Below are 21418 nucleotides of genomic sequence, written 5' to 3'. Positions count from 1 at the left end.
CTACTCAGGCGCCGAGACAGGTTTCGGCGAACAGCTTGAATGCGCGGGCGCGGTGCGACAGGGCCTCGGAATCGCCCGGCTTCCAGCCATGCTTCTCCTCCGCACTCATTTCGCCGAATGTGGTGTCGTAGCCCTTCGGTTGGAAGACCGGATCGTAGCCGAAGCCACTGGTTCCGCGCGGCGGCCAGACGACATAACCCTCGACCTCGCCGCGAAAGAGCTCGACATGCCCGTCCGGCCAGGCAAGGCAGAGAACGGACACGAAGCGTGCGGTACGGCTTTCGGGCTTCGCCGCACCCTTGGCGCGGAGCGCCTCTTCGACCTTCTCCATGGCCATCCGGAAGTCGCGGCTGCCGTCCTCACGTTCGGCCCAGTTGGCCGTGTAGACGCCGGGGGCGCCGCCGAGCGCGTCGACGGCAAGACCGGAATCGTCCGAGAGCGCCGGCAGTCCCGAGGCCTTGGCCGAGGCGAGCGCCTTGATGGTCGCGTTCTCCTCGAAGGTCGTGCCGGTCTCATCCGGCTCGACGAAATTGAGATCGGCTGCCGATTTCGCTTCGAAGCCGAGCGGCCCGATGAGATCGCGGATCTCACGGATCTTGCCGGCATTATGGCTCGCGACGACGAGCGTCTTGTCGATCAGTCTGCGCATCTATTCCGTTCCGTTCAGGTATTACCGAAATCAATCCTTGGCCCAGAGGCCCGCTTCCGCGCATTCCAGGCTGTTGCCGGCCGGATCGCGGAAATAGAAGGAGCGGGCGCCGTTCGGCCAGCGGATATCCGCCTCGATCTCGACCCCGGCTGCCTCCAGTTTCGCCTTCCAGCCGTCGAGCGCCTCGGCGGCGACCCGGAAGCACATGTGCCCGTTGCCCTTCGTCCCGTGCGGAGGCACGGGAAGTGCGCCCGGTGCAGGCGGCTTCACCGTCTCCGCCGGATTGAAGATCAGGAGCACGCCTTCGCCGCAGCGGAAGAAGACATGGCGGCTGCCGGCGCGCGTGATCCTTTCAAGGCCGAGGACCGTTCCGTAGAAGGCCTCCGCCTGGTCGAGATCGTCCGCGTAAAGCGCGGTCTCCAGAATGCCTTCGAATGTCGGCACCGGACCTGTTCCTCTCAAGTGATCCAGAGCACTTCCGGAAAAGCCGTGACGGTGTTCCGTCCGGAAGTGCGTATTGTCGAAGCGTTAGATCATCTCACTGCTTCAGTGAAGCAGAGAGCGGTCTAGAGCGGGATGAGGAAAAGTGCGCGCGCTTTTCCGCCCGCATCCCGCTTCTCAACTTCTTGGTTCCGATCACGTTCATGTTTTAGGTCGACCTAAAAACATCGTGATCTAGCCTGCTATCGCCTGCTTCTGCATTTCGACGAGTTCGGCAATGCCGTTCTTGGCGAGCAGCATCAGGCTTGCGAATTCTTCTTCGCTGAAGGGCTTGCCTTCCGCCGTTCCCTGGATCTCGACCAGGCCGCCGCTGCCCGTCATCACGAAATTGGCATCCGTCTCCGCAGCCGAGTCTTCCAGATAATCGAGGTCGATAACCGGCTGATTGGCGAAGATGCCGCAGGAAATGGCGGCCACATGATCTTTCAAGACCTTCTCCAGCTTGACCATGTTGCGCGCTTCCATCCACTTCAAACAGTCGTGGAGGGCGATCCAGGCGCCGGTGATCGACGCGGTGCGCGTGCCGCCGTCGGCCTGAATCACGTCGCAGTCGATCGAGATCTGACGTTCGCCGAGCGCCGGAAGATCGACGACGGCTCTGAGCGACCGCCCGATCAGCCTCTGGATCTCCTGCGTGCGGCCGCTCTGCTTGCCGGTCGCCGCCTCGCGCCTCATGCGCTCGCCGGTCGCCCGCGGCAGCATGCCATATTCCGCGGTGATCCAGCCTTTGCCGCCGTTGCGCAGCCAAGCCGGAACTTTTTCCTCCAGGCTCGCGGTGCACAGAACATGCGTGTCGCCGAAGCGTACCAGGCAGGATCCTTCCGCATGCTTGGAGAAACTGCGCTCGAACGAGACCTTGCGCATTTGGTCGGTTTTTCTACCGGATGGCCGCATCGTCAACTCCTGTCGATCCCGACTGCATGCTTCCTTGGGTCCTGTTCGGTTCAAGGACAAGAACATGCAGAATTCAAAGTGCTCCAGCGGCCTTTGCGCGTCTGAAGACGCGCGGCGCTTTCGTGAGCCTTCTAGATCATGGCGTAGGCAAAGGGAACCGCTTGATGTCGAAGCTTCGCAGTGATTTTTCCCTTTTGCCATTCCCCGCGCGGATCACTATATTCTTTCCGGACACAGAATACTGATCACGGAGTGACATGGTACTGCGCAACCCTGGAACGAAGGGGATCGCATCGGCGCTGGACGAGCGCTCCGGCGAGATCTTCCGCCGCATTGTCGAGAGCTATCTGGAAAGCGGGGAGCCGCTGGGCTCGCGCAATCTCTCGCGGCTGTTGCCGGTGTCGCTGTCGCCGGCCTCGGTTCGCAACGTGATGAGCGATCTCGAGGATCTGGGCCTGATCTATTCCCCCCATGTCAGCGCCGGCCGGCTTCCGACGCAGCTGGGCCTGCGCTTCTTCGTGGACGCCTTCATGCAGGTGGGCAATCTCTCGCCGGAGGAACGCGCCTCGATCGAAAGGCAGGTTCACCCGGGAAATCGGGACAGGTCGGTCGAAAACCTTCTTACCGAGGCGAGCCAGATGCTGTCCGGCATGTCGCGCGGCGCAGGTCTCGTAATCACCACCAAGAGCGATCCCGTCCTCAAGCATGTCGAGTTTATCCGGCTGGCGCCGACCAAGGCGCTGGCGGTGCTCGTCGGCGAGCACGATCAGGTGGAGAACCGCATCATCGAGCTGCCCGCCGGGATCACCAGCGCCCAGCTCACCGAAGCGGCGAACTTCGTCAACGCTCACCTTGCCGGTCAGACGATTCCCGAATTGCGGACGCAACTGGAAAAGGTCAAGGAGACGGTGCGCGGCGAGCTCGACGCGCTCTCGCAGGACCTGGTCGAGCGTGGGCTGGCGATCTGGTCCGGAAGCGAGGGCGACGGCCAGCCGGCGCGGCTGATCGTCAGGGGCCGCGCCAATCTGCTCGAAGGATTGGAAGGGACGGACGACATCGAGCGGCTGCGTATGCTCTTCGATGACCTCGAAAAGAAGGACAGCCTGATCGAGATCCTCAACCTCGCCGAGAGCGGCCCGGGCGTGCGCATCTTCATCGGTTCCGAAAACAAGCTGTTTTCGCTTTCCGGTTCCTCGCTGATCGTCGCTCCCTACCGCGACAGCGACGACCGCATCGTCGGCGCGGTCGGTGTAATCGGGCCGACCCGGCTCAACTATTCCCGCATCGTTCCCATGGTCGATTACACCGCCCAGCTCATGTCGCGGCTGTCGCGCTGAGCGAATCCTTTTGATCGATGAAGCAATCGACCCTTGATTTTTTGGGCCCAAACATCGATATCGGGCTTCAAATCCAGGCAACAGTACGTTCAAGCAAAGCGACTTCCGCTGGTTTGATGATGCCGAACACAGCAAAAGACAGAAATTCGGAGAACGTCATGACCGACGAAACGAACAAGAACGGACCCGAGGCCGCGGCGCCTGAAGAATTCGAAACAGCCGCTGAGCCGCAAGCCGCGGAAAAGCCGGAGGCGGATGCTTCCACGACCGCGCCGGATCCGCTTGAGCTTGCCAGGGCCGAGAGTGCGGAACTGCGCGACAAATATCTTCGCCTTGCTGCGGAGATGGACAATCTGCGCCGGCGCACCGAACGTGATGTCAAGGACGCGAAGTCCTATTCCGTCGCGGGCTTCGCGCGCGACATGCTGGCGGTCTCCGATAACCTGCGCCGCGCGCTGGATGCGATTCCGGCCGACGCCAGGGAGGCGGGCGATGCCGGCCTGAAAGCACTCATCGAGGGCGTGGAAATGACCGAGCGGTCGATGCTTGCGGCGCTCGAGCGTCACGGCGTGAAGCAGTTGGACCCCACCGGCCAGAAGTTCGATCCGAATTTCCACCAGGCCATGTTCGAGGTCCCGAACACCGAGGTTCCGAACAACACGGTCGTCCAGGTGGTCCAGGCGGGATACACGATCGGCGAGCGCGTCCTGCGCCCGGCGATGGTCGGCGTTGCCAAGGGCGGCCCGAAAGCAGCCACCTCTGAAAGCGAGACGCCTGCTGCTTAGAGCGGGATGAGGAAAGGTGTGTGCGGTTTTCCGCCCGCATCCCGCGTCTCAACTTCTTGGAATCGATCACGTTCATGTTTTTACAGCGCCGCGCGTCTTATCAGACGCGCAAAGGTCGCTGTAACACTTTGATCTGCTGCATGTTTTTGTCCTTTAATCGGATACGATTAAAGGAAACATGCAGTAGGTCGACCCGCCCTAGAAACATCGTGATCTGACGGCGCATGAATGCGATTTGCGAAGGGCCGCGCACTCTGCAAGGTGCGCGGCCCTTCGGCGTTGTTCGAATTGCCGCATGCTCTTCCAACCGGCTCCGGTAGGCGGCAGGCAGAAGATATTCAGGCAGCGTGCGAGGTCGTGTCGTCGCTAAGCAGCGTGTAGATCGCGCTTGCCGAGTCGCTCGCTCGGATACGCGACACCATGTCATGGTCGCGCAGCACGCGCGCGATGCGCGAGAGCGCCTTCAGGTGGTCGGCGCCGGCACCTTCCGGTGCAAGCAGCAGAAAGACGAGGTCGACCGGCTGGTCGTCCAATGCCTCGAAATCGACCGGCGCATCGAGCCGCGCAAAGATGCCGACGATCGACGGAAGATTGCTGAGCTTGCCGTGCGGGATGGCGATGCCGTTGCCCACACCGGTCGAGCCGAGTCGTTCTCGCTGCAGGATGACGTCGAAAATCTCCCGCTCCGGCAGACCGGTGAGCTTCGATGCTTTTGCCGCCAATTCCTGAAGGAGTTGCTTCTTCGAGTTGGCCCTCATGGCCGGGATGATCGCATTTTGATGCAGCAAGCCTGCCAATGCCATTCTTTTATCCTCGTTCGCCGGTTAGAGCCTGGCAATCTCATCACAAATGCGCCGTGATGGCTCTACCCATCTTTGTCTTGGCGGTTCGAATGCACAGAAAAGTCGAGCCTTTCCGCCGTCCCGCTGATCGGAAAGACGGGGGACGCCAGTCCGGCTGGCTTCCCCCATCCCCACTCATGCCTTGATATTGGCGGCGTCGATCCAGCCAATATTCCCATCGTTGCGCCGATAGACGATGTTCAGGTCATCCTTGCCGGGGCTGCGGAACATCAGCACCGGTTCATCCGTCATGTCCAAGGCCATAACGGCGTTGGCGACGGACATTGTTCTCAACTGTTTCGTAGTTTCGGCAACGATCGTCGGTGCATAATCGTCGGGAACTTCCTCGTCCTCGAAGGGCACCGAGTCCATCACTCGATAGGCCACCTCGGTGGAATTCTGCCCGTTGCCGTTGTGATGGTCCTTGAGCTTGCGTTTGTAGCGCCGGAGCCGCTTCTCGATGCGCTCCGAAGCCGCGTCGAAGGCTGACTGTGGTTCGTTCGCCTGGCCGTTTGCCTGCAATACCACGCCCGTATCGAGATGAAGCTTGCAGTCGGCGCTGAATCGCGACCCTGACTTTTCCACAGTGACCTGGCTCGAATATCCTCCGTCGAAATATTTGGTTACGGCCTGCTCGATCTGCTCGCCGATGCGGACGCGAAACGAATCGCCGATTTCCATATGTTTACCGGATACACGCACACTCATGGAGTTTCCTCTCTTGTTCGTGAATTGCGTGCCCAGTCTATTCCAAGCGCTCCCGTCATCCAAGCACTTCAGCGACCGGAGTCCTGAACGACCGAAATCGTGAGCGCGCGCTGCCTCGCGGAGTTCTATCTCAGGCAAGCGCGGCGGCCTCATATCCGCTGTACCGCGGAGAGTCAATTGCGCGCCGTGGAATTAAACGTTCATCAGGCCCCGGCGGTTCCGCCGGCCAGAGCCCAAAGCGCAACCCGGCTTACGCGCTTGCGGCCTGCCGGCAGCGCTCAGAATCCCGCGGCCTTGGCCAGCGCCCGCTTCTCGCGGCGGCGCTGGACGGAGGAGGGGATGCTCATCGCCTCGCGATATTTTGCGACGGTGCGTCTGGCGATATCGACGCCGGCCTGCTTGAGGACGTCGACGATGTCGTCGTCCGAGAGCACGGCATCGGCGCTTTCCTGATTGATCATCGTGCGGATGCGATGGCGCACGGACTCGGCCGAATGTGCATCGCCGTTTTCCGCCGAGCCGATCGAGACCGTGAAGAAATATTTCAATTCGAAGAGCCCGCGCGGGGTCAGCATGTATTTGTTGGAGGTGACCCGGCTCACCGTCGACTCGTGCATCTTGATCGCGTCCGCAACGATCCTGAGGTTCAGCGGGCGCAGGTGGCCGACGCCGTGGATGAGGAAGGCGTCCTGCTGCCGGACGATTTCGCTCGCCACCTTCATGATCGTCCTGGCGCGCTGATCGAGGCTGCGCGTCAGCCAGTTGGCATTCTGCAGGCACTCGTTGAGAAAGGCCTGTTCGCCGCTGTTCTTCCGGCTGGAGCGCGATATTTCTGTGAAATAGTCGTGGTTGACGAGAACCCGGGGCAGGGCATCCGGATTGAGCTCGACAAGCCAGCCGCCATCGGGTGCGGCGCGCACGACGACGTCGGGAATGATGGCCTCGAACACACCGGTTTCGAAGCTGGTGCCCGGTTTCGGATCGAGCTTGCGGATCTCGGCGAGCATATCGATCAGGTCTTCCTCGTCGACGCCGCAGATCTTCTTGAGGCTTGCGAAATCGCGCCGTGCCAGGAGCTCGAGATTGGCCACGAGCGCTTCCATCGCCGGGTCGAGACGATTGCGGGCGCGCAGCTGAATGGCAAGACATTCGCCAAGCGTGCGCGCGAAGACGCCCGGCGGATCGAACTGCTGAAGCACGTGCAGCACGCGCGCCACGTCCTCGCCTGCCGCGCCCAGCGTCTCCGCGGTCTCGGCGAGGTCGGCGTGCAGGTAGCCGGCATCATCGAGCTGGTCGATGAAATGCCGGGCGATCAGCCGATCGGAGGCAGCGCTGAGTGCGAAGGGCAGCTGCTCGGCGAGCGCCTCCCTCAATGTCTTGCGGCTGGCCACGAAATCGTCGAGATCGTATCCCTCTGCGTCGCCGGCACCCGGCATGGATTTCCATTGGCCGAGAAGCTCTGGCGCATCCGCCCGCTGCGGCGCCGTATCGTCGGGGAAGACGTTGGCGAAGTCGGCGTCAAGGCCTTCGCTGAGCCTCTCGCCGGATCTCGACATGGCGCTGTCGTAAAGGTCGCTCTGACCTGCCGCCTCGTCGGTTTCGCCGCCGGTCTCCGCCGGATGCGGACCGGCATCCTCGCGATCCGATATCGTTGGCTCATCGGCCGACTGGACCTCCAGCAGCGGGTTCTTCTCGACTTCCTGCGCGATGAAATGGCTGAGCTCCAGATGGTTCATCTGAAGCAGCTGGATCGACTGCATCAGCTGCGGCGTCATGACCAGCGACTGCGACTGTCTCAGATGAAGGCTGGCGGACAAGGCCATGCTGGCGTGAAACTCCCGTCGAGTTCTCCGAGCCGTGTCCGCTTGGACGGGCCCATTTTCTTAGTTGGCCCAAAAATTGCTTATTACTGGAATTTGGTCAAGCGTGGACGGCGGCGGAGGTGCCGATTCAGCCGGCGGTCGTCCGTTCTGCCGGAATGCACGTCCCCGGCAGGCATCAGAGGCTGAAATTGTCGCCGAGATAGAGCCTGCGCACGTCCGGATTGGTGACGATGTCGTTGGCGCGGCCATGCGTCAGCACTTCGCCGGCATGGATGATATAGGCCCGATCGATCAGCCCCAGCGTCTCGCGCACATTGTGGTCGGTGATGAGGACGCCGATGCCGCGCGAAGTGAGGTGGCGCACGAGCGCCTGGATATCGGCGACGGAGATCGGGTCGACGCCCGCAAAGGGTTCGTCGAGCAGCATGAAGGTCGGGTCGGTCGCAAGCGCACGGGCGATTTCGAGGCGCCGACGTTCGCCGCCCGAAAGCGCAATGGCCGGCGATTTGCGCAGGTGGGTGATCGAAAATTCACCAAGCAGATCGTTGAGCTTGCTCTCGCGGCGGTCGACGTTCTCGTCGTGAACCTCCAGCACCGCACGGATGTTATCCTCGACCGTCAGCCCGCGAAAGATCGAGGCCTCCTGCGGCAGGTAGCCGACGCCCAGGCGCGCCCGGCGATACATGGGCATCGTCGTGACGTCGTTGCCGTTGATCTCGATCGAGCCCTCGTCCACCGGCACCAGGCCGGTGATCATATAGAAACAGGTCGTCTTGCCTGCGCCGTTCGGGCCAAGCAGGCCGACAGCCTCACCACGGCGCACGACGAGCGAGACACCGTTGACGACGCGGCGCGATCGGTAGGACTTCGTCAGGCCCCGGGCAATCAGCGTGCCGTCGTAGCGCGCCTTGTCGACCGCGCGGGCAGCTGCCGCTGCCGCCGACGGCTTCTTGCCCCGTTTGCGTTTGTGAAGGAAAGGAATCTGCACGAGCGGGTCTATGTCAGTTCGTCTTGCGGGACTGCGGATCGAGCTGGATCTGTACGCGGCCGCCGCAGGCGTCGAGCTGCGCTTCGCCGGTGTCCATCTGGACGTTCAACTGGCAGCCCACGAAGACGTTCTTGCCTTCCGACAGCACGACCTTCTTGCCCTTGAGCACGATGGTCTGGTTGGTCAGGTTGACGATGCCGCTTTCGCCCGTCGCCTGCTGCGCACCGGAGCTGAGGAACACCTTGTTGCTGACCTCGATCCGGTCGATATCGGCGTTGCCGCTGGTGACCGAGCCGCCGCCCGCCTTGTAGAAGACGGTCATGTTGCCGGCCTGCAGTGTCGTCGTGCCCTGGACGACCTTCACATTGCCGGTGAAGATTGCCTTGCTCTCCGGATCCTTGATCTCCAGCTTGTCGCTCTCGATCTGGATCGGCTGGTCGTTCGAGAGCTGAAGGCCCTGCATGCGACTGGAGGTTGCCTGCGCGAGGGCGGCGGAAGCAATCAGCGAAGCGCCGAGCCCGGCCACGGCCAGAGCGGCTGAAATCCTAAAGAGAGCGGCAGGTTTGACCGACATGGCTGCAGGGGATCCTGTTCTTGGGGTCCTGTTATTTGGCGTTTTTGCGAATGGCGCTGGGTTCGATATTGACCCTTACCATGCCTTCGAATGTTACGACACGTCCCTTATCTGTCATTCGCAGCTTCTGCGCAATGATCGATCCGCCCTTCATGCTGATGGCAATCGGGTGTTTCGTCTCCATTTCGCCCGCATTGATATCCAGATAGGCAGACTGGAAGTCGGCATTGACCCCATTATTCATGGAAATCGTGAACGGTGCGTTCATGTCGAGCGTATTCGCGCCTCGGTCGTAAATGCCGCTCGTCGCATCGACGGTGGCGATCAGCGTATCGTTGACCGGCATCTCGGCGTGAATGGTCTCGAGTGTGATCAGGTTCGGATTGGCGATATCCTGAAGCGCCCGCTGGGCCTTCATCGAATAGCTGATATCCTGCTTGTTGCGGCCGGAGATCGCGGGATTCTGCATGACGATCTTGCCGTTCTCGATCGTCGCCGTCTCGAGCTGCAGCTCTTCGGGCAGGAAAGCGCGCACGAAGGAAACGGCGACGAAGATCAGCGCAACCGCGCCGGCGATGAGCGGCAGCATGACTTTCAGGCGCCTTACGCGCGCCGAATGCCGCGCCGCCGAAGCATAGGCATCGGCAGAGCTCGTACCCACATCGGCAAAGATTGCGGGGGATCGGGCTTCGTTCAGCATCAAGAGCCTGTCAGTTTCGTCTGACCTCGGGCAGTCCGAGGGACACATATACATACATCGGCGTAAGCCACGGCGAATATGGTTATCTTGCTGCCGCCCGGCAATGGAGCGGCGCAAACTTTGCGTTGTAAGACAATCCGGCCGCAATATTCCATTCCGCCGGGCATGCTCTACTCCATGCCGCGTCAAACCCCAAGGGGTTTCATGCAGCAACTCGCGTCGGCCCGGCGCCTATTCCCGTGCGCCGCGTTGCAGACTACCCTAGCTTGCCGCGGCTGAGGCAGATAGCATGTTCCGTGGGAAACTGACAGAACCCCCTTACCAAAAATCGGAGACACCCATGGACGAACTCGCCATTGCCGACCGCCGCAGCCTGCGCAGAAAGCTGAGCTTCTGGCGTTGGGCGGCGGTGGCCGTCCTCGTCGCCGGCGGCCTCGCGCTGTTTGCCTTCTCGGGCTGGGGCGACGTAACGGAGCGTGCGCGCGATCACGTCGCGCGCGTCGCCGTCACAGGCCTTATTCAGGACGACCGGGAGCTGGTGGAGCGGCTGGAGCGGATCGCCGACAACCAGTCCGTCAAGGCGCTGATCGTGACGATCTCGTCACCGGGCGGCACCACCTATGGCGGCGAAGTCATCTACAAGGCCATCCGCAAGGTTGCCGAGAAGAAGCCGGTGGTCTCGGATGTGCGCACGCTTGCCGCTTCGGCCGGCTACCTGATCGCCCTTGCCGGCGATCGGATCGTTGCCGGGGAGACCTCGATCACCGGCTCCATCGGCGTCATTTTCCAGTATCCGCAGGTCAAGACCCTCATGGACAAACTCGGCGTGTCGCTCGAATCGATAAAATCGAGGCCTCTCAAAGCCGAACCGTCGCCGTTTCATCCTCCGAGCGACGAGGCGAGAGCAATGATTCAGGCAATGATCGACGACAGCTACGGATGGTTCGTCGATCTGGTCGCCGAGCGGCGCAAACTGCCGCGGCCGGAAGCGCTCGCCCTTGCGGATGGCCGGATCTTCACCGGGCGGCAGGCGCTGGAAGGCAAACTCGTCGACGAGCTCGGCGGCGATGATGAAATCCGGGCGTTCCTGGCCGAACGGAAGGTCTCGAAGGACCTTCCCGTCCTCGACTGGGAAGCACCGAGCGGCACGCTGTCCTTCGGCCTCGGATCGCTCCTGGCCGAATCGGTCAAGGCGTTGGGATATGAGGCTTTTCCGACGATGAAGAGCCTCGAAAGGACCGGCCTGGACAAGTTGTTTCTTGACGGTCTTGTTTCGGTTTGGCAGGTTGAAGGGCAATGAGGAAAGCACGTGTGCTAGCCGCGTCACGAGGCCGTAGCTCCAGGCGAGCCTTCCCCAATGCACAAACGCAGACAAAACAAGCAAAAAAACCGAGGGGGCGAACGTGATCAAGTCAGAGCTGGTGCAGATTGTGGCGGCGCGCAATCCGCATCTCTATCACCGCGATGTCGAGAATATCGTCAATGCGGTACTCGATGAGATCACGGACGCGCTTGCTGCCGGCAATCGGGTGGAGCTGCGCGGTTTCGGCGCATTCTCGGTCAAGAACCGGCCATCACGGTCAGGCCGCAACCCACGCACCGGCGATTCCGTCTTCGTCGAAGAAAAGTGGGTGCCCTTCTTCAAGACCGGCAAGGAACTGCGTGAGCGGCTCAATCCGGGCATGAACGACAACAATAACGGCGAAGACGACTGACGAACGAGGCGCACAGGAATCGGCGCCTCTCGCGCGGGCGCCGAGATCCGCGCGTCGTGCGGCTCTCCGCCTCGAAACAGGACGGCCCGCTTTATGTCATTATTCCTATGCATGTCGTTGTCGCGAAGCCGCCCCAGATTCCCGGGCGACATGCATTAACATTCTGGTCGGAGCGGGTGCATGCTCAAGAAACTCATCAATATCGTCGTCTTCGTGCCGCTCGGAGTCCTGCTGATCGTCCTGAGCGTAGCCAACCGGCAGACGGCAACCCTTGCGTTGAACCCGTTCAATCCCGTCGACAGTGTGCTTTCGATCTCGGCTCCGTTTTTCGTATTTCTCTTTCTCGCCGTCATTATCGGTCTCGTGCTCGGCGCCGCCGTGACCTGGTTCACCCAGGGGAAATATCGGCGTCGGGCGCGCAACGAGGCCAACGAGGCGCTGAAATGGCATCGCGAGGCAGAAAAGCAACGCGGCCAGGCTGAGAAACTGGCGACGCAAGCGAGCCTGCCTGCGCCGCAAGGCTGAGATCGCTGCTGAACGCGTTGCGAGACCTCAGCTCGCCGCCTCGGCCTCGCCGCTGACGGCCAGGTTGAAATCCGCGAAGAATTGCTGGGCGAGCTTGCGCGCCGTCGAATCGACGAGGCGCGAGCCGAGCTGGGCAAGCTTGCCGCCGATCTCCGCCTTGACGTCGTAGCGCAACACGGTTTCCGCGCCCTCGTCCAGTAGCGTGACGTCGGCGCCGCCCTTGGCAAAGCCTGCTATTCCGCCCTTGCCCTCGCCGGATATGGTGTAGCTCGCGGGGGGATTGAGGTTCGACAGAACGACCGTGCCGTTGAAGGATGCGGAAACGGGGCCGATCTTGATCTTGACCACGGCCGCAAGCTCGGTCGGCGATATCAATTCAAGAGACTGGCAGCCGGGAATGCATCGCTTCAGAATGTCCGCATCGTTCAGGCCACGCCAAACCGCGTCGCGGTCAGCCGCGATACGTTCCTCTCCGCTCATATTCATGCCGGTCCTCCCGTCCACTCTTGCCGGCGATCTTCGCAATCGGAAACGGCTTTGCCAAGAGCACCGGCGATGCTATTTGCAGGCTGAACATGCTACGGACGTGGCGAAGGCGCGGGAAAACCGGTCGAGAGTGGCTGCGCCGAATGGTTGAACGAAGTCCAAGGATCAGCGCGTGAAGGAAAAAGACCGGCGATCGAAGAACGCATCGGTGACGGCGGCTAAAAGCCGGGGCGCCGAGGCGCGCGGCGGCCGCCACGAGCAAGGGCTGCCGCCGGCAAAGGGCGCCGGACCCGGGACGAAGACCGCGACGAAGACCGGGCCCAAGGCAGCGGCAGGAGGGCCGCCGCCGAAAGCGGCGCCGCGGAAGAGCGAGCGTCCGTCCGTCCAGGAGAGTGCTCCGAGGCGGCGCATCGAGCCGAGAAGCGGCGAGAAGCCGGCCGAGAGGGTGCCGCTGATCCTCGAGACCGCGGCTACTGCCGGTTATCACCTGGTCGACAGCGGTGATGGGGAGAAGCTCGAACAATACGGTCCCTATCGCATCGTTCGCCCCGAGGCCCAGGCGCTTTGGCCGAAGGCCCTGCCGGCATCGATATGGGAGCGGGCCGATGCCGTCTTTACCGGCGATACCGAAGAGGACGGCATGGGCCGTTGGCGTTTCCCGGGCGAGGTGCTCGGCGAGACCTGGCCGATGCAGCTCCTCGATACGGATTTCCTTGGCCGGTTCACCTCCTTCCGCCATGTCGGCGTCTTTCCCGAACAGCTCGCCCACTGGTCGTGGATGCGCGACCAGGTGGCCGCAGCCGGACGGCCTCTGAAGGTTCTCAATCTCTTCGGCTATACCGGCGTTGCGTCGCTGATCGCCGCCAAGGCGGGCGCCGAGGTCACCCATGTCGATGCCTCGAAAAAGGCGATCGGCTGGGCGCGCGAGAACCAGGTCCTGGCGCGCGCCGAGAAATTGCCGATCCGCTGGATCTGCGACGACGCCATGAAGTTCATCCAACGCGAGGAGCGGCGCGGCAGCCGTTACGACATCATCCTCACCGACCCGCCGAAGTTCGGCCGCGGTCCGAACGGCGAAGTATGGCAATTGTTCGATCACCTGGCAGCGATGCTGGACATCTGCCGCGAGATCCTGTCGCCGGACGCCCGGGGCCTCGTGCTCACCGCCTATTCGATCCGGGCGAGCTTCTATTCGATCCACGAGCTCATGCGCGAGACGATGCGCGGGCGCGGCGGCCGGGTGGAATCGGGCGAGCTCATCATCCGCGAGGGCGGCCTCGACGGCACTGCACCGGGCCGCGCACTCTCCACCTCCCTCTTCAGCCGCTGGGTACCGAAATGATCAACGACAGAAGCGACCACGGCACGGGCACGGCACGCGTCGGGCAGGTGAAGGAGGTCACCAGCCTCACCAATCCGATCGTCAAGGATATCCGGGCGCTGACGCAGAAGAAGCATCGCGACGAGACGCGCTCCTTCATGGCCGAGGGGCTGAAGCTCGTCATCGACGCGCTCGATCTCGGCTGGAAGATCAAGACGCTCGTCTATGCCAAGGCGGCGAAGCGCAAGCCTCAGGTCGAGCAGGTGGCGGCGAAAACGGTCGCCAGAGGCGGGCTCGTCCTCGAAGTCAACGAAAAGGTGATCTCCACCATCACACGGCGCGACAATCCGCAGATGGTCGTCGGCATCTTCGAGCAGCGCTACTCTCCGCTCAGGGATATTCATCCGCAGGAGGGCGAGACCTATGTGGCGCTCGACCGCGTGCGCGACCCGGGCAATCTCGGCACCATCATCCGCACCGCCGACGCGGCCGGCGCTTCCGGGATCATCCTGGTCGGCGAAACCACCGATCCCTTTTCGCTCGAGACCGTGCGGGCAACCATGGGTTCCGTTTTCGCCATACCGATCGCGCGGGCGAATACGGAGGATTTCATCCGCTGGCAGAGAGCGGCCGGCGTTCAGGTGGTCGCGACCCACCTGGCGGGTTCCGTCGACTATCGCACGATCGACTACAAATCGAAGCCGGTCGTGCTTCTGATGGGCAATGAACAGGCGGGCCTGCCGGTGGAACTCGCGCGCGAGGCCGGCGCACTCGCCCGCATTCCGCAGGCGGGGCGTGCCGATTCGCTCAATCTCGCCATCGCGACCGGCATCATGCTGTTCGAGGCGCGGCGCCATCTCCTGTCTCTGGATGGCGGCCGATGAGGCAGGAGCAGACACTTTTCTCGCGGCCGCTCCCGATCGCGCTCTTCATTCTGATCGCGCTCGCCGCCGACCAGTTCATCAAATATCTGGTGGAGGCGTATCTGCCCTTCCAGCAGGGGGTGCCGGTCATGCCGATGCTCGCCCTCTACCGAACCTACAATTACGGCGTTGCCTTCTCGATGCTCTCGGGCATGGAGGGGTGGTTCATCGTCGGCATCCGGCTGGCGGTCGTCACCTTCGTGCTCTGGCTGTGGCGCCGCACGCCGAAGGACCGCTTCTTCGCCCATCTGGGCTATGCGATGATCATTGCCGGGGCGCTCGGCAATCTCGTCGACCGGCTGCTCTTCGGCTACGTCATCGACTATATCCTGTTCTACACGGCCACCTGGTCCTTTGCCGTCTTCAACCTGGCGGACAGTTTCATCACCGTCGGCGCCGGCGCGATCATTCTCGACGAACTGCTGCAGGCGAAAAAGGAGCGTTCGCTAAAACTTTAGGCGTCGGCTGAAGGCATTCGGAAGGCTTGCCGTGCTAGGACCTGTGGACACTTATGGATAGGGGTTTGATTTTGCACAAATCGGTCAATGCCAAGGATTTTTCCGCAGCAAAGGGTTGCCCCCTTTGCAAGGGAAAAGCCGCCGGCAGTGGGCGATTTGTGCAAAACCCTTCGGGCAGCCCATATTGCGGTGCCTTGTCGCGAAAAATCCGGCTTGCAGGCGGACGGCCTGCGGCGCCGGATTTTCCACGAAAGTCCCTCGCAATATGGGCCGTCAAACCCCTATCCATAAGTGTCCACAGGTCCTAGGCCGCGGGCATGAGCGAGCGGATGTTTCGAGAGCGGATGAGGGCTGGCGCGGGCACGGGGTCGGGGGCCGGCAGGACCGCATCAGCGGCGCCCGCGGTGAAGCTCGGTGCCGCCGTCATCCTGCAGCGCCGGCCGTTGGGCGATCCTTCGGCAGGGGGCGCGCGCGTCGCCTATGCTCTCGCCGGCATCGTTGCGGCAATGCTGCTCCTTGCCGTCGGTGCGGGCGCGGGTCTGCACCTGCTGCCGGCGATCATCGCGGCAGGGGGCCTGGCCGGCGCCTTCCTGCTATTGTCCGGCCGCGACGAGGCGTCGGGGAAGCGGGTTGCCGGCGCCGGCGAGACTGCGCAGGACCCCGCACGGCATGGCATTGAAACCGCGGCGCTCCTTGCGACGATCCATGACGCCATGGGCGATCTCGCCATCGTCCGCGACCTTGACGGCAAGATCATGCAGGCCAATGGCGCCTTCCATGAGCTTTGCGGATGCGCGGACACGCGGGGGCTGACCTGCGCGGAGCTGGGATTGCGCTTCGAGCCGAAGACGGGCCCAGACCGCTACTTTGTCCATATCTACACCCCCTCGGGCACGCGGCTCTACGATTGGCACGACGTGCTTGTCCGCGACCCGGCGCGCGGCCGACCGATGCGCCACAGCATCGCTCGCGATGTTACGGAGGAAATGCTGGCGGCAAGCCAGAGGGAGGAGGCGCGGCGGCGCGCCGAGGAGGCGAGCCGGGCGAAATCCCGTCTGCTCGCCACCGTCAGTCACGAAATCCGTACCCCGCTTTCCGGCATCCTCGGCATGAGCCGGCTCCTTGCCGAGACGCGGTTGTCGGAAGAGCAGAAGAACTATCTCGCCGGCATGCAGCAGTCCGGCCACACCCTGGTTCAATTGGTCGAGGATCTGATCGATTTTTCGTCGCTTGCCGTCGGACGGTTCCAGCTGCGCCCGTCGCAGGAGGATCTGCGCCAGACAGTCGAGAACGTGGTCGAGATGCTGTCGCCCCGCGCACACGAGAAGAACATCGAGATCGGTGCGACGGTCGCCATCGAGGTACCCGAGCGGATGCTTTTCGACGCGGCGCGCCTGCGCCAGGTGCTGTTCAACGTGGTCGGCAACGCGGTGAAATTCACCGAGAAGGGCGGCGTCTTCGTCTCCGTCGATATCGAGAACGGCTCCGTGCGCATCCGGATCGACGATAGCGGTCCCGGCATGTCCGCCGACGAGCTCGCGCGCGTTTTCGAGGAGTTCGAGCAGGCAGGCGACGACGCCCAGCGTGCCAAAGGCACCGGCCTCGGCCTCGCGATATCCCGGCGGATCATGGAGGCCTTCGGCGGCAGCCTGACCGCCACGAGCATGTCCGGCAAGGGAAGCCGGTTCGAGATCCGGTTCCCGATGGCTGGCGCCGGTCTCTCGGGCGTTCCCGTTCGGCGCGGCATTCTGGCGGGCGCACAGGTGCTTGTCATGGCACCCGAGGGGCCCTCCTCGGCCGCGCTTGCCGCCACGATCGAGACGCTGGGCGGTACGTGCCATCGGGCTTCGACACTTGCCGTCGCGGGACGGGTCGTCGCCGGCGCGCTCGGCAATCGGCTGCCGCTGACGGATGTCATCGTCGATCACCGTCATGCGGCGCAGTTTCGCGAGCTTCTTGCTCTCGAGCCGACGATCGCCGGCCTGCGTTTGCGCAGAACCTATCTCATCAGCCCCGAGGAGCGCACAAGCCATCCGGTGAGCCGGCTCGGCGGCTATGAGGCCTGGCTGATCCGCCCTCTTCGCGAGAGATCGCTGGTCGAGGTGCTGCTCGGGCGGCTCAGAGGAATGGAGAAACGCGACGCGATCAACGACAACAGACCGGTGCTGCGGGAAGAGCCGACAGCGACGGTGATGACGGCGGATGTTCGCGGCATCCTGCTTGCCGAGGACGACCCTGTGAATGCACTCGTCCTGCGGTCGGTTCTCAGCCGTGCCGGGCGTGCCGTCGATCATGTCGGTGACTTCAAGGCGCTCGAAGCCGCACTCCGCTCGGCCGGTTCCGCCCCGCCGCCGCTGATCGTCACCGACCTCAACATGCCGGGCGGCGATGGTCTCGACGTGCTCCGGCGTCTACGTGAAGCGGAGGCGGCCGGAGGCAGGCGGCGGGTGCCGGTGCTCGTCCTGACCGCGGACGCGCGCGGCGATCTCGATGAGCGCCTTCGAGCCGCGGGAGCGGACGCCGTGCTGGCGAAGCCCGCCGACCCGCAGCGGCTCCTTGCCGAAGTCACCCGCCTCATGGACCCCGTTGCAAAATAGAATCCCACGCTTCGGGGCACCGGGCCGAGTCGGGGTTGTATACTGCCCGGGTGTCACTATGTTGTTGCAGAAACGTGGTCTAAGCCCGGCAGCAATGACGGTTCGGGATGACACGATATGACGATCGAACTTCTGGATTCGATGGGCGTGGTTGACACCTCCAATGCTTACATCCGCAAGGCAGTTGCGGCTCCGGCGAGCGATGTTCTCGGACGGATCGCCAATCTGGAGACCCGCCTTGCCCGATCGGCAGCCGAAATCGATGCCGCGCAGGCGGTGCGCTACAGGGTGTTCGTCGAGGAGATGAACGCGCAGGTGGCCCCCGAAGCCGGCCGACGCAAGCGCGACATCGACAGCTGGGATGCGATCTGCGACCACCTGCTGGTGCTCGATACCTCGATCGAGGGCGATGCCGAGGAGCAGATCGTCGGAACCTACCGCCTTCTGCGCCAGGACGTTGCCGAGCGGACCGGCGGCTTCTACTCGGCTTCGGAGTTTGCAATAGGCGAACTTCTCTCGCGTCATCCCGGCAAGCGCTTCATGGAACTCGGACGTTCCTGCGTGCTGCCGGAATATCGCACCAAGCGCACGGTGGAGCTGCTGTGGCAGGGCAATTGGGCCTATGCGCTGAAGCACGGGATCGATGCGATGTTCGGCTGCGGTTCGTTTCCGGGCGTGGTTCCCGAAGAGCACGCGCTCGCGCTCTCCTTCCTGCATCATAACGTCCGGGTCCGGGACGAGTGGGCGGTTTCCGCCCGGCCGGAGCTTTACCGGACGATGGACCTGATGCCTCCGGAGGCGATCAACCCGAAGAAGGCGCTCGCGGCGCTGCCGCCGCTGATCAAGGGCTATATGCGGCTCGGTGCAATGGTCGGCGACGGGGCTGTGGTCGATCAAGCGTTCCGCACCACCGACGTGCTGATCGTCCTGCCGATCGGCAAAATTTCCGGCCGTTATCTGAACTATTACGGCGCCGATGCGGGGCGCTTTTCCTCGCCGGTATCCTGATTGTCTATCGCTGCACCTCGAATTTTCATGACGGAAGCATATTGAACCATAAAGGAGAACATTCGCCGCTCTGCCTGCGAGGGTAGGCTCCGCGAGCAAATCTCGAATTTTCATCACGAACGAAATTGGTCAGCCATGATAGATTGAGCCCGCCTCCGTTCCCGGGAAGCGGGCTCTTGTTTTATGAGCGCTCGCGCGATCTTGAGGCTTGCTTCAATCGTCTGGCGACGCGGCAACAGACGAGGTGCCGGCAGTTTTCCGACCCGCGTCACGTCCCCGCGTTATAGGCCGCGATCGCGGCCAGGTTGACGAGGTCCGAGTCCTTTGCCGACATCGAGGCGATCTGGACCGACTTGTCGAGACCGACCAGCAGCGGGCCGATCACGGTCGAGCCGCCCAGTTCCTGGAGCATCTTCGTCGAGATCGAGGCCGAGTGGAACGCGGGCATGACGAGCACGTTCGCGGTGCCGGAAAGCCTGCAGAACGGATATTGCTCCATCACCCGGGCATTGAGTGCCACGTCGGCGGCCATTTCGCCGTCATACTCGAAATCCACACGGCGCCGGTCGAGGATCTTTACCGCCTCGCGTACCCGCTCCGAGCGTTCGCCGGAAGGGTGGCCGAAGGTCGAATAGGCGAGCATCGCCACCCGCGGCACGTAGCCCAGCCGCTTGGCGAGGCCGGCCGCTTCCTCGGCGATATCCGCCAGCTCCTCGGAGGTCGGCATGTCGTGCACAGCGGTATCGGCGACGAGCACCGTACGGCCGCGGCAGAGCGCAATGGACACGCCGATCACCCGGTGGCCGGGCTTTGGATCGATGCAGCGGCGCACGTCTTCGAGCGCGGTCGAATAGTTGCGCGTAAGGCCCGTCACCATGCCGTCGGCATCGCCGAGCGCCACCATCGAGGCGGCGAAATGGTTGCGGTCGGTATTGATCAGACGCTGCACGTCGCGGAAGAGATAGCCCTTTCGCTGCAGGCGCGAATAGAGGAAATCGGTATAGGCGCCGACGCGCTTCGACAGGCGCGCATTGACGATCTGGATGCCGGCGCGGTCGAGGTCGATGCCTTCGCGCTCGGCGGTTTCGCGCATCACTTCCTCGCGCCCGAGCAGGAGCGCCGTGCCGAGCTGCTGGTTGGCATAGGCGATCGCCGAGCGCATCATCTGCACTTCCTCGCCTTCCGCGAAGACGATCCGCTTCGGCTGGCGGCGAACGCGCTCGACGATGCGCTGCAGCGTCGAGGCGATCGGGTCGCGCCGCGCCGAAAGCTGCTGCCCATAGGCCTTGAGGTCCTCGATCGGCTTGCGGGCAACGCCGGTCTCCATAGCTGCCTTTGCGACGGCCATCGGGATCGCCGAGATGAGGCGCGGATCGAAGGGGACGGGAATGATATATTGCGGCCCGAAGCGCGGCCGGTTTCCCTGATAGGCAGCGGCGACGTCGTCCGGAACGTCTTCCTTGGCGAGATTGGCGAGCGCTTCCGCCGCGGCGATCTTCATCGCGTCGTTGATGGTCGAAGCGCGCACGTCGAGCGCGCCGCGGAAGATATAGGGAAAGCCGAGAACGTTGTTGACCTGGTTCGGATAGTCCGAGCGGCCGGTCGCGACGATCGCGTCGTCGCGGATCAGGGCCACTTCTTCGGGCGTGATTTCCGGATCGGGATTGGCCATGGCGAAGATGATCGGCCGTGCGCCCATGGAGCGGACCATGTCCGCGGAAAGCGCGCCCTTGGCCGAAAGGCCGAAGAACACGTCGGCGCCGTCAAGTGCCTCGGCGAGCGTCCTGCGGTCGGTCTCGACCGCATGCGCCGACTTCCACTGGTTCATGCCGTCGGTACGGCCCTTGTAGATGACCCCCTTGGTATCGCAGAGGATGATGTTTTCCGGGTTGAAGCCCATCGCCTTGATGAGCTCGATGCAGGCGATCGCCGCCGCGCCCGCGCCGTTGCAGACGAGCTTGGCCGTCTTGAAGTCGCGGCCGGTCAGGGTCAGCGCGTTGACGAGGCCTGCCGCGGCGATGATCGCGGTGCCGTGCTGGTCGTCATGGAAGACGGGAATGTCCATGACTTCGCGCAGCCGCTGCTCGATGATGAAGCAGTCCGGGGCCTTGATGTCCTCGAGATTGATTCCGCCGAAAGAAGGGCCGAGAAAGCGGACGCAGTTGACGAATTCGTCGACGTTTTCGGTATCCACCTCGAGGTCGATCGAATCGACGTCGGCGAAGCGCTTGAAGAGGACGGCCTTGCCCTCCATGACGGGCTTCGAGGCGAGTGCGCCTAGATTGCCGAGGCCGAGGATTGCCGTACCGTTGGAAATCACCGCAACCATGTTGCCGCGCGCCGTGTAGTCGTACGCCGTTGCCGGATCGTCGGCGATCGCCTTCACCGGAACGGCGACGCCGGGCGAATAGGCGAGCGAAAGGTCGCGCTGCGTCGCCATCGGCTTGGTCGGCGAGATTTCCAGTTTTCCGGGGCGACCTTGAGAATGAAAATCGAGCGCTTCCTGCGCCGTGACGCTGGTCATTGCGCGGTCGGTCTTGTCGATACCCGGCATGTTTCCTCAACCTCCTGTGGGCGACCCTCC

The 21418-nt window shown here is 63.0% G+C and carries 21 protein-coding genes; 10 read left to right on the top strand and 11 right to left on the bottom strand.

Going from position 1 to position 21418, the window contains the following annotated elements; translation table 11 throughout:
- Positions 1-4 precede the first annotated feature (4 nt).
- The 3 genes from rdgB to rph all read right to left on the bottom strand — a co-directional run bounded on the left by rdgB (position 5) and on the right by rph (position 2044).
- Positions 5-649, bottom strand: coding sequence for an RdgB/HAM1 family non-canonical purine NTP pyrophosphatase (rdgB, locus tag M1D43_RS11630; protein ID WP_003527736.1), 645 nt, complete (start codon positions 647-649; stop codon positions 5-7).
- Positions 650-679: 30 nt separating this feature from the next.
- Positions 680-1093 (bottom strand): VOC family protein, encoded by a 414-nt coding sequence (locus M1D43_RS11625; protein ID WP_003527734.1) that lies wholly within the window; start codon positions 1091-1093, stop codon positions 680-682.
- A 231-nt stretch (positions 1094-1324) separates the two neighbouring features.
- On the bottom strand, positions 1325-2044 hold the full coding sequence (gene rph / locus M1D43_RS11620) for a ribonuclease PH (protein ID WP_003527732.1): 720 nt from the start codon (positions 2042-2044) through the stop codon (positions 1325-1327).
- A gap of 257 nt (positions 2045-2301) precedes the next feature.
- On the opposite strand from rph, the gene hrcA reads away from it, so the two are divergent.
- Together hrcA and grpE are read left to right on the top strand one after the other, a co-directional pair.
- Positions 2302-3381: a heat-inducible transcriptional repressor HrcA gene (gene hrcA / locus M1D43_RS11615; protein WP_003527730.1), complete on the top strand. Its 1080-nt coding sequence runs from the start codon at positions 2302-2304 to the stop codon at positions 3379-3381.
- A 158-nt stretch (positions 3382-3539) separates the two neighbouring features.
- Complete coding sequence (gene grpE / locus M1D43_RS11610; RefSeq protein WP_003527728.1) at positions 3540-4166, top strand: nucleotide exchange factor GrpE; 627 nt, start codon at positions 3540-3542, stop codon at positions 4164-4166.
- Between the two features lie 338 nt (positions 4167-4504).
- Here the strand turns inward: grpE and ptsN are convergent, their stop codons facing one another.
- The 6 genes from ptsN to lptC all read right to left on the bottom strand — a co-directional run bounded on the left by ptsN (position 4505) and on the right by lptC (position 9801).
- Positions 4505-4969: a PTS IIA-like nitrogen regulatory protein PtsN gene (ptsN, locus tag M1D43_RS11605; protein ID WP_003527726.1), complete on the bottom strand. Its 465-nt coding sequence runs from the start codon at positions 4967-4969 to the stop codon at positions 4505-4507.
- 174 nt (positions 4970-5143) lie between these two features.
- Positions 5144-5716, bottom strand: a complete 573-nt coding sequence (hpf, locus tag M1D43_RS11600; protein WP_003527725.1) for a ribosome hibernation-promoting factor, HPF/YfiA family — start codon at positions 5714-5716, stop codon at positions 5144-5146.
- Between the two features lie 278 nt (positions 5717-5994).
- Complete coding sequence (gene rpoN, locus M1D43_RS11595) at positions 5995-7539, bottom strand: RNA polymerase factor sigma-54 (RefSeq protein WP_153313590.1); 1545 nt, start codon at positions 7537-7539, stop codon at positions 5995-5997.
- 175 nt (positions 7540-7714) lie between these two features.
- Positions 7715-8521: an LPS export ABC transporter ATP-binding protein gene (gene lptB / locus M1D43_RS11590; RefSeq protein WP_371070287.1), complete on the bottom strand. Its 807-nt coding sequence runs from the start codon at positions 8519-8521 to the stop codon at positions 7715-7717.
- 19 nt (positions 8522-8540) lie between these two features.
- Positions 8541-9101 (bottom strand): LptA/OstA family protein, encoded by a 561-nt coding sequence (locus M1D43_RS11585; RefSeq protein ID WP_003527719.1) that lies wholly within the window; start codon positions 9099-9101, stop codon positions 8541-8543.
- 31 nt (positions 9102-9132) lie between these two features.
- A complete protein-coding gene (gene lptC, locus M1D43_RS11580) occupies positions 9133-9801 on the bottom strand; it encodes an LPS export ABC transporter periplasmic protein LptC (RefSeq protein ID WP_003527716.1) in 669 nt (222 codons plus the stop codon).
- A gap of 340 nt (positions 9802-10141) precedes the next feature.
- Here lptC and sppA point away from each other — a divergent pair, with 340 nt between their 5' ends.
- The 3 genes from sppA (at position 10142) to M1D43_RS11565 (ending at position 12041) form a co-directional block, all read left to right on the top strand.
- Entirely contained in the window at positions 10142-11101 is a 960-nt protein-coding gene (sppA, locus tag M1D43_RS11575) for a signal peptide peptidase SppA (RefSeq protein WP_127598086.1), read from the top strand.
- A 103-nt stretch (positions 11102-11204) separates the two neighbouring features.
- Positions 11205-11516 (top strand): integration host factor subunit beta, encoded by a 312-nt coding sequence (locus M1D43_RS11570; RefSeq protein WP_003527713.1) that lies wholly within the window; start codon positions 11205-11207, stop codon positions 11514-11516.
- A 180-nt stretch (positions 11517-11696) separates the two neighbouring features.
- Positions 11697-12041: a DUF1049 domain-containing protein gene (locus M1D43_RS11565; protein ID WP_153313592.1), complete on the top strand. Its 345-nt coding sequence runs from the start codon at positions 11697-11699 to the stop codon at positions 12039-12041.
- A gap of 27 nt (positions 12042-12068) precedes the next feature.
- On the opposite strand, the gene M1D43_RS11560 is transcribed toward M1D43_RS11565, so the two are convergent.
- Positions 12069-12527, bottom strand: a complete 459-nt coding sequence (locus M1D43_RS11560) for an SRPBCC family protein (RefSeq protein ID WP_003527711.1) — start codon at positions 12525-12527, stop codon at positions 12069-12071.
- Between the two features lie 172 nt (positions 12528-12699).
- Here M1D43_RS11560 and M1D43_RS11555 point away from each other — a divergent pair, with 172 nt between their 5' ends.
- From M1D43_RS11555 to olsB, 5 genes are all read left to right on the top strand, one after another.
- Positions 12700-13869 carry a class I SAM-dependent methyltransferase gene (locus M1D43_RS11555; RefSeq protein ID WP_318853515.1) on the top strand — a complete coding sequence of 390 codons (1170 nt, stop codon included), beginning with the start codon at positions 12700-12702 and terminating at the stop codon, positions 13867-13869.
- Entirely contained in the window at positions 13866-14732 is an 867-nt protein-coding gene (locus tag M1D43_RS11550) for a TrmH family RNA methyltransferase (RefSeq protein ID WP_153313593.1), read from the top strand. The genes M1D43_RS11555 and M1D43_RS11550 overlap by 4 nt, the downstream gene beginning before the upstream one ends.
- Positions 14729-15229, top strand: coding sequence for a signal peptidase II (gene lspA / locus M1D43_RS11545; RefSeq protein WP_010968544.1), 501 nt, complete (start codon positions 14729-14731; stop codon positions 15227-15229). Before M1D43_RS11550 ends, lspA begins: the two co-directional genes overlap by 4 nt.
- Before the next feature lie 317 nt (positions 15230-15546).
- Positions 15547-17826 (top strand): PAS domain-containing hybrid sensor histidine kinase/response regulator, encoded by a 2280-nt coding sequence (locus M1D43_RS11540; protein WP_192923495.1) that lies wholly within the window; start codon positions 15547-15549, stop codon positions 17824-17826.
- 117 nt (positions 17827-17943) lie between these two features.
- On the top strand, positions 17944-18834 hold the full coding sequence (gene olsB, locus M1D43_RS11535; protein WP_153314988.1) for a l-ornithine N(alpha)-acyltransferase: 891 nt from the start codon (positions 17944-17946) through the stop codon (positions 18832-18834).
- A 268-nt stretch (positions 18835-19102) separates the two neighbouring features.
- Here the strand turns inward: olsB and M1D43_RS11530 are convergent, their stop codons facing one another.
- The gene (locus tag M1D43_RS11530) at positions 19103-21388 is read right to left on the bottom strand and encodes an NADP-dependent malic enzyme (protein ID WP_010968547.1); all 2286 of its coding nucleotides are present in this window, start codon (positions 21386-21388) and stop codon (positions 19103-19105) included.
- Positions 21389-21418 lie beyond the last annotated feature (30 nt).

This window comes from Ensifer sp. R1-3 (assembly GCF_056739175.1).
The sequence above is the reverse complement of the archived record's forward strand: the minus strand, read 5'-3'. Positions and strand labels throughout refer to the sequence as shown.

Excerpts from the sequence above, each read along its gene's own strand:
- rdgB (WP_003527736.1), bottom strand. The coding sequence starts at position 649 with ATGCGCAGACTGATCGACAAGACGCTCGTCGTCGCGAGCCATAATGCC.
- rph (WP_003527732.1), bottom strand. The coding sequence starts at position 2,044 with ATGCGGCCATCCGGTAGAAAAACCGACCAAATGCGCAAGGTCTCGTTC.
- hrcA (WP_003527730.1), top strand. The coding sequence starts at position 2,302 with ATGGTACTGCGCAACCCTGGAACGAAGGGGATCGCATCGGCGCTGGAC.
- grpE (WP_003527728.1), top strand. The coding sequence starts at position 3,540 with ATGACCGACGAAACGAACAAGAACGGACCCGAGGCCGCGGCGCCTGAA.
- ptsN (WP_003527726.1), bottom strand. The coding sequence starts at position 4,969 with ATGGCATTGGCAGGCTTGCTGCATCAAAATGCGATCATCCCGGCCATG.
- hpf (WP_003527725.1), bottom strand. The coding sequence starts at position 5,716 with ATGAGTGTGCGTGTATCCGGTAAACATATGGAAATCGGCGATTCGTTT.
- rpoN (WP_153313590.1), bottom strand. The coding sequence starts at position 7,539 with ATGGCCTTGTCCGCCAGCCTTCATCTGAGACAGTCGCAGTCGCTGGTC.
- M1D43_RS11585 (WP_003527719.1), bottom strand. The coding sequence starts at position 9,101 with ATGTCGGTCAAACCTGCCGCTCTCTTTAGGATTTCAGCCGCTCTGGCC.
- lptC (WP_003527716.1), bottom strand. The coding sequence starts at position 9,801 with ATGCTGAACGAAGCCCGATCCCCCGCAATCTTTGCCGATGTGGGTACG.
- sppA (WP_127598086.1), top strand. The coding sequence starts at position 10,142 with ATGGACGAACTCGCCATTGCCGACCGCCGCAGCCTGCGCAGAAAGCTG.
- M1D43_RS11565 (WP_153313592.1), top strand. The coding sequence starts at position 11,697 with ATGCTCAAGAAACTCATCAATATCGTCGTCTTCGTGCCGCTCGGAGTC.
- M1D43_RS11560 (WP_003527711.1), bottom strand. The coding sequence starts at position 12,527 with ATGAATATGAGCGGAGAGGAACGTATCGCGGCTGACCGCGACGCGGTT.
- M1D43_RS11550 (WP_153313593.1), top strand. The coding sequence starts at position 13,866 with ATGATCAACGACAGAAGCGACCACGGCACGGGCACGGCACGCGTCGGG.
- lspA (WP_010968544.1), top strand. The coding sequence starts at position 14,729 with ATGAGGCAGGAGCAGACACTTTTCTCGCGGCCGCTCCCGATCGCGCTC.
- M1D43_RS11540 (WP_192923495.1), top strand. The coding sequence starts at position 15,547 with ATGAGCGAGCGGATGTTTCGAGAGCGGATGAGGGCTGGCGCGGGCACG.
- olsB (WP_153314988.1), top strand. The coding sequence starts at position 17,944 with ATGACGATCGAACTTCTGGATTCGATGGGCGTGGTTGACACCTCCAAT.
- M1D43_RS11530 (WP_010968547.1), bottom strand. The coding sequence starts at position 21,388 with ATGCCGGGTATCGACAAGACCGACCGCGCAATGACCAGCGTCACGGCG.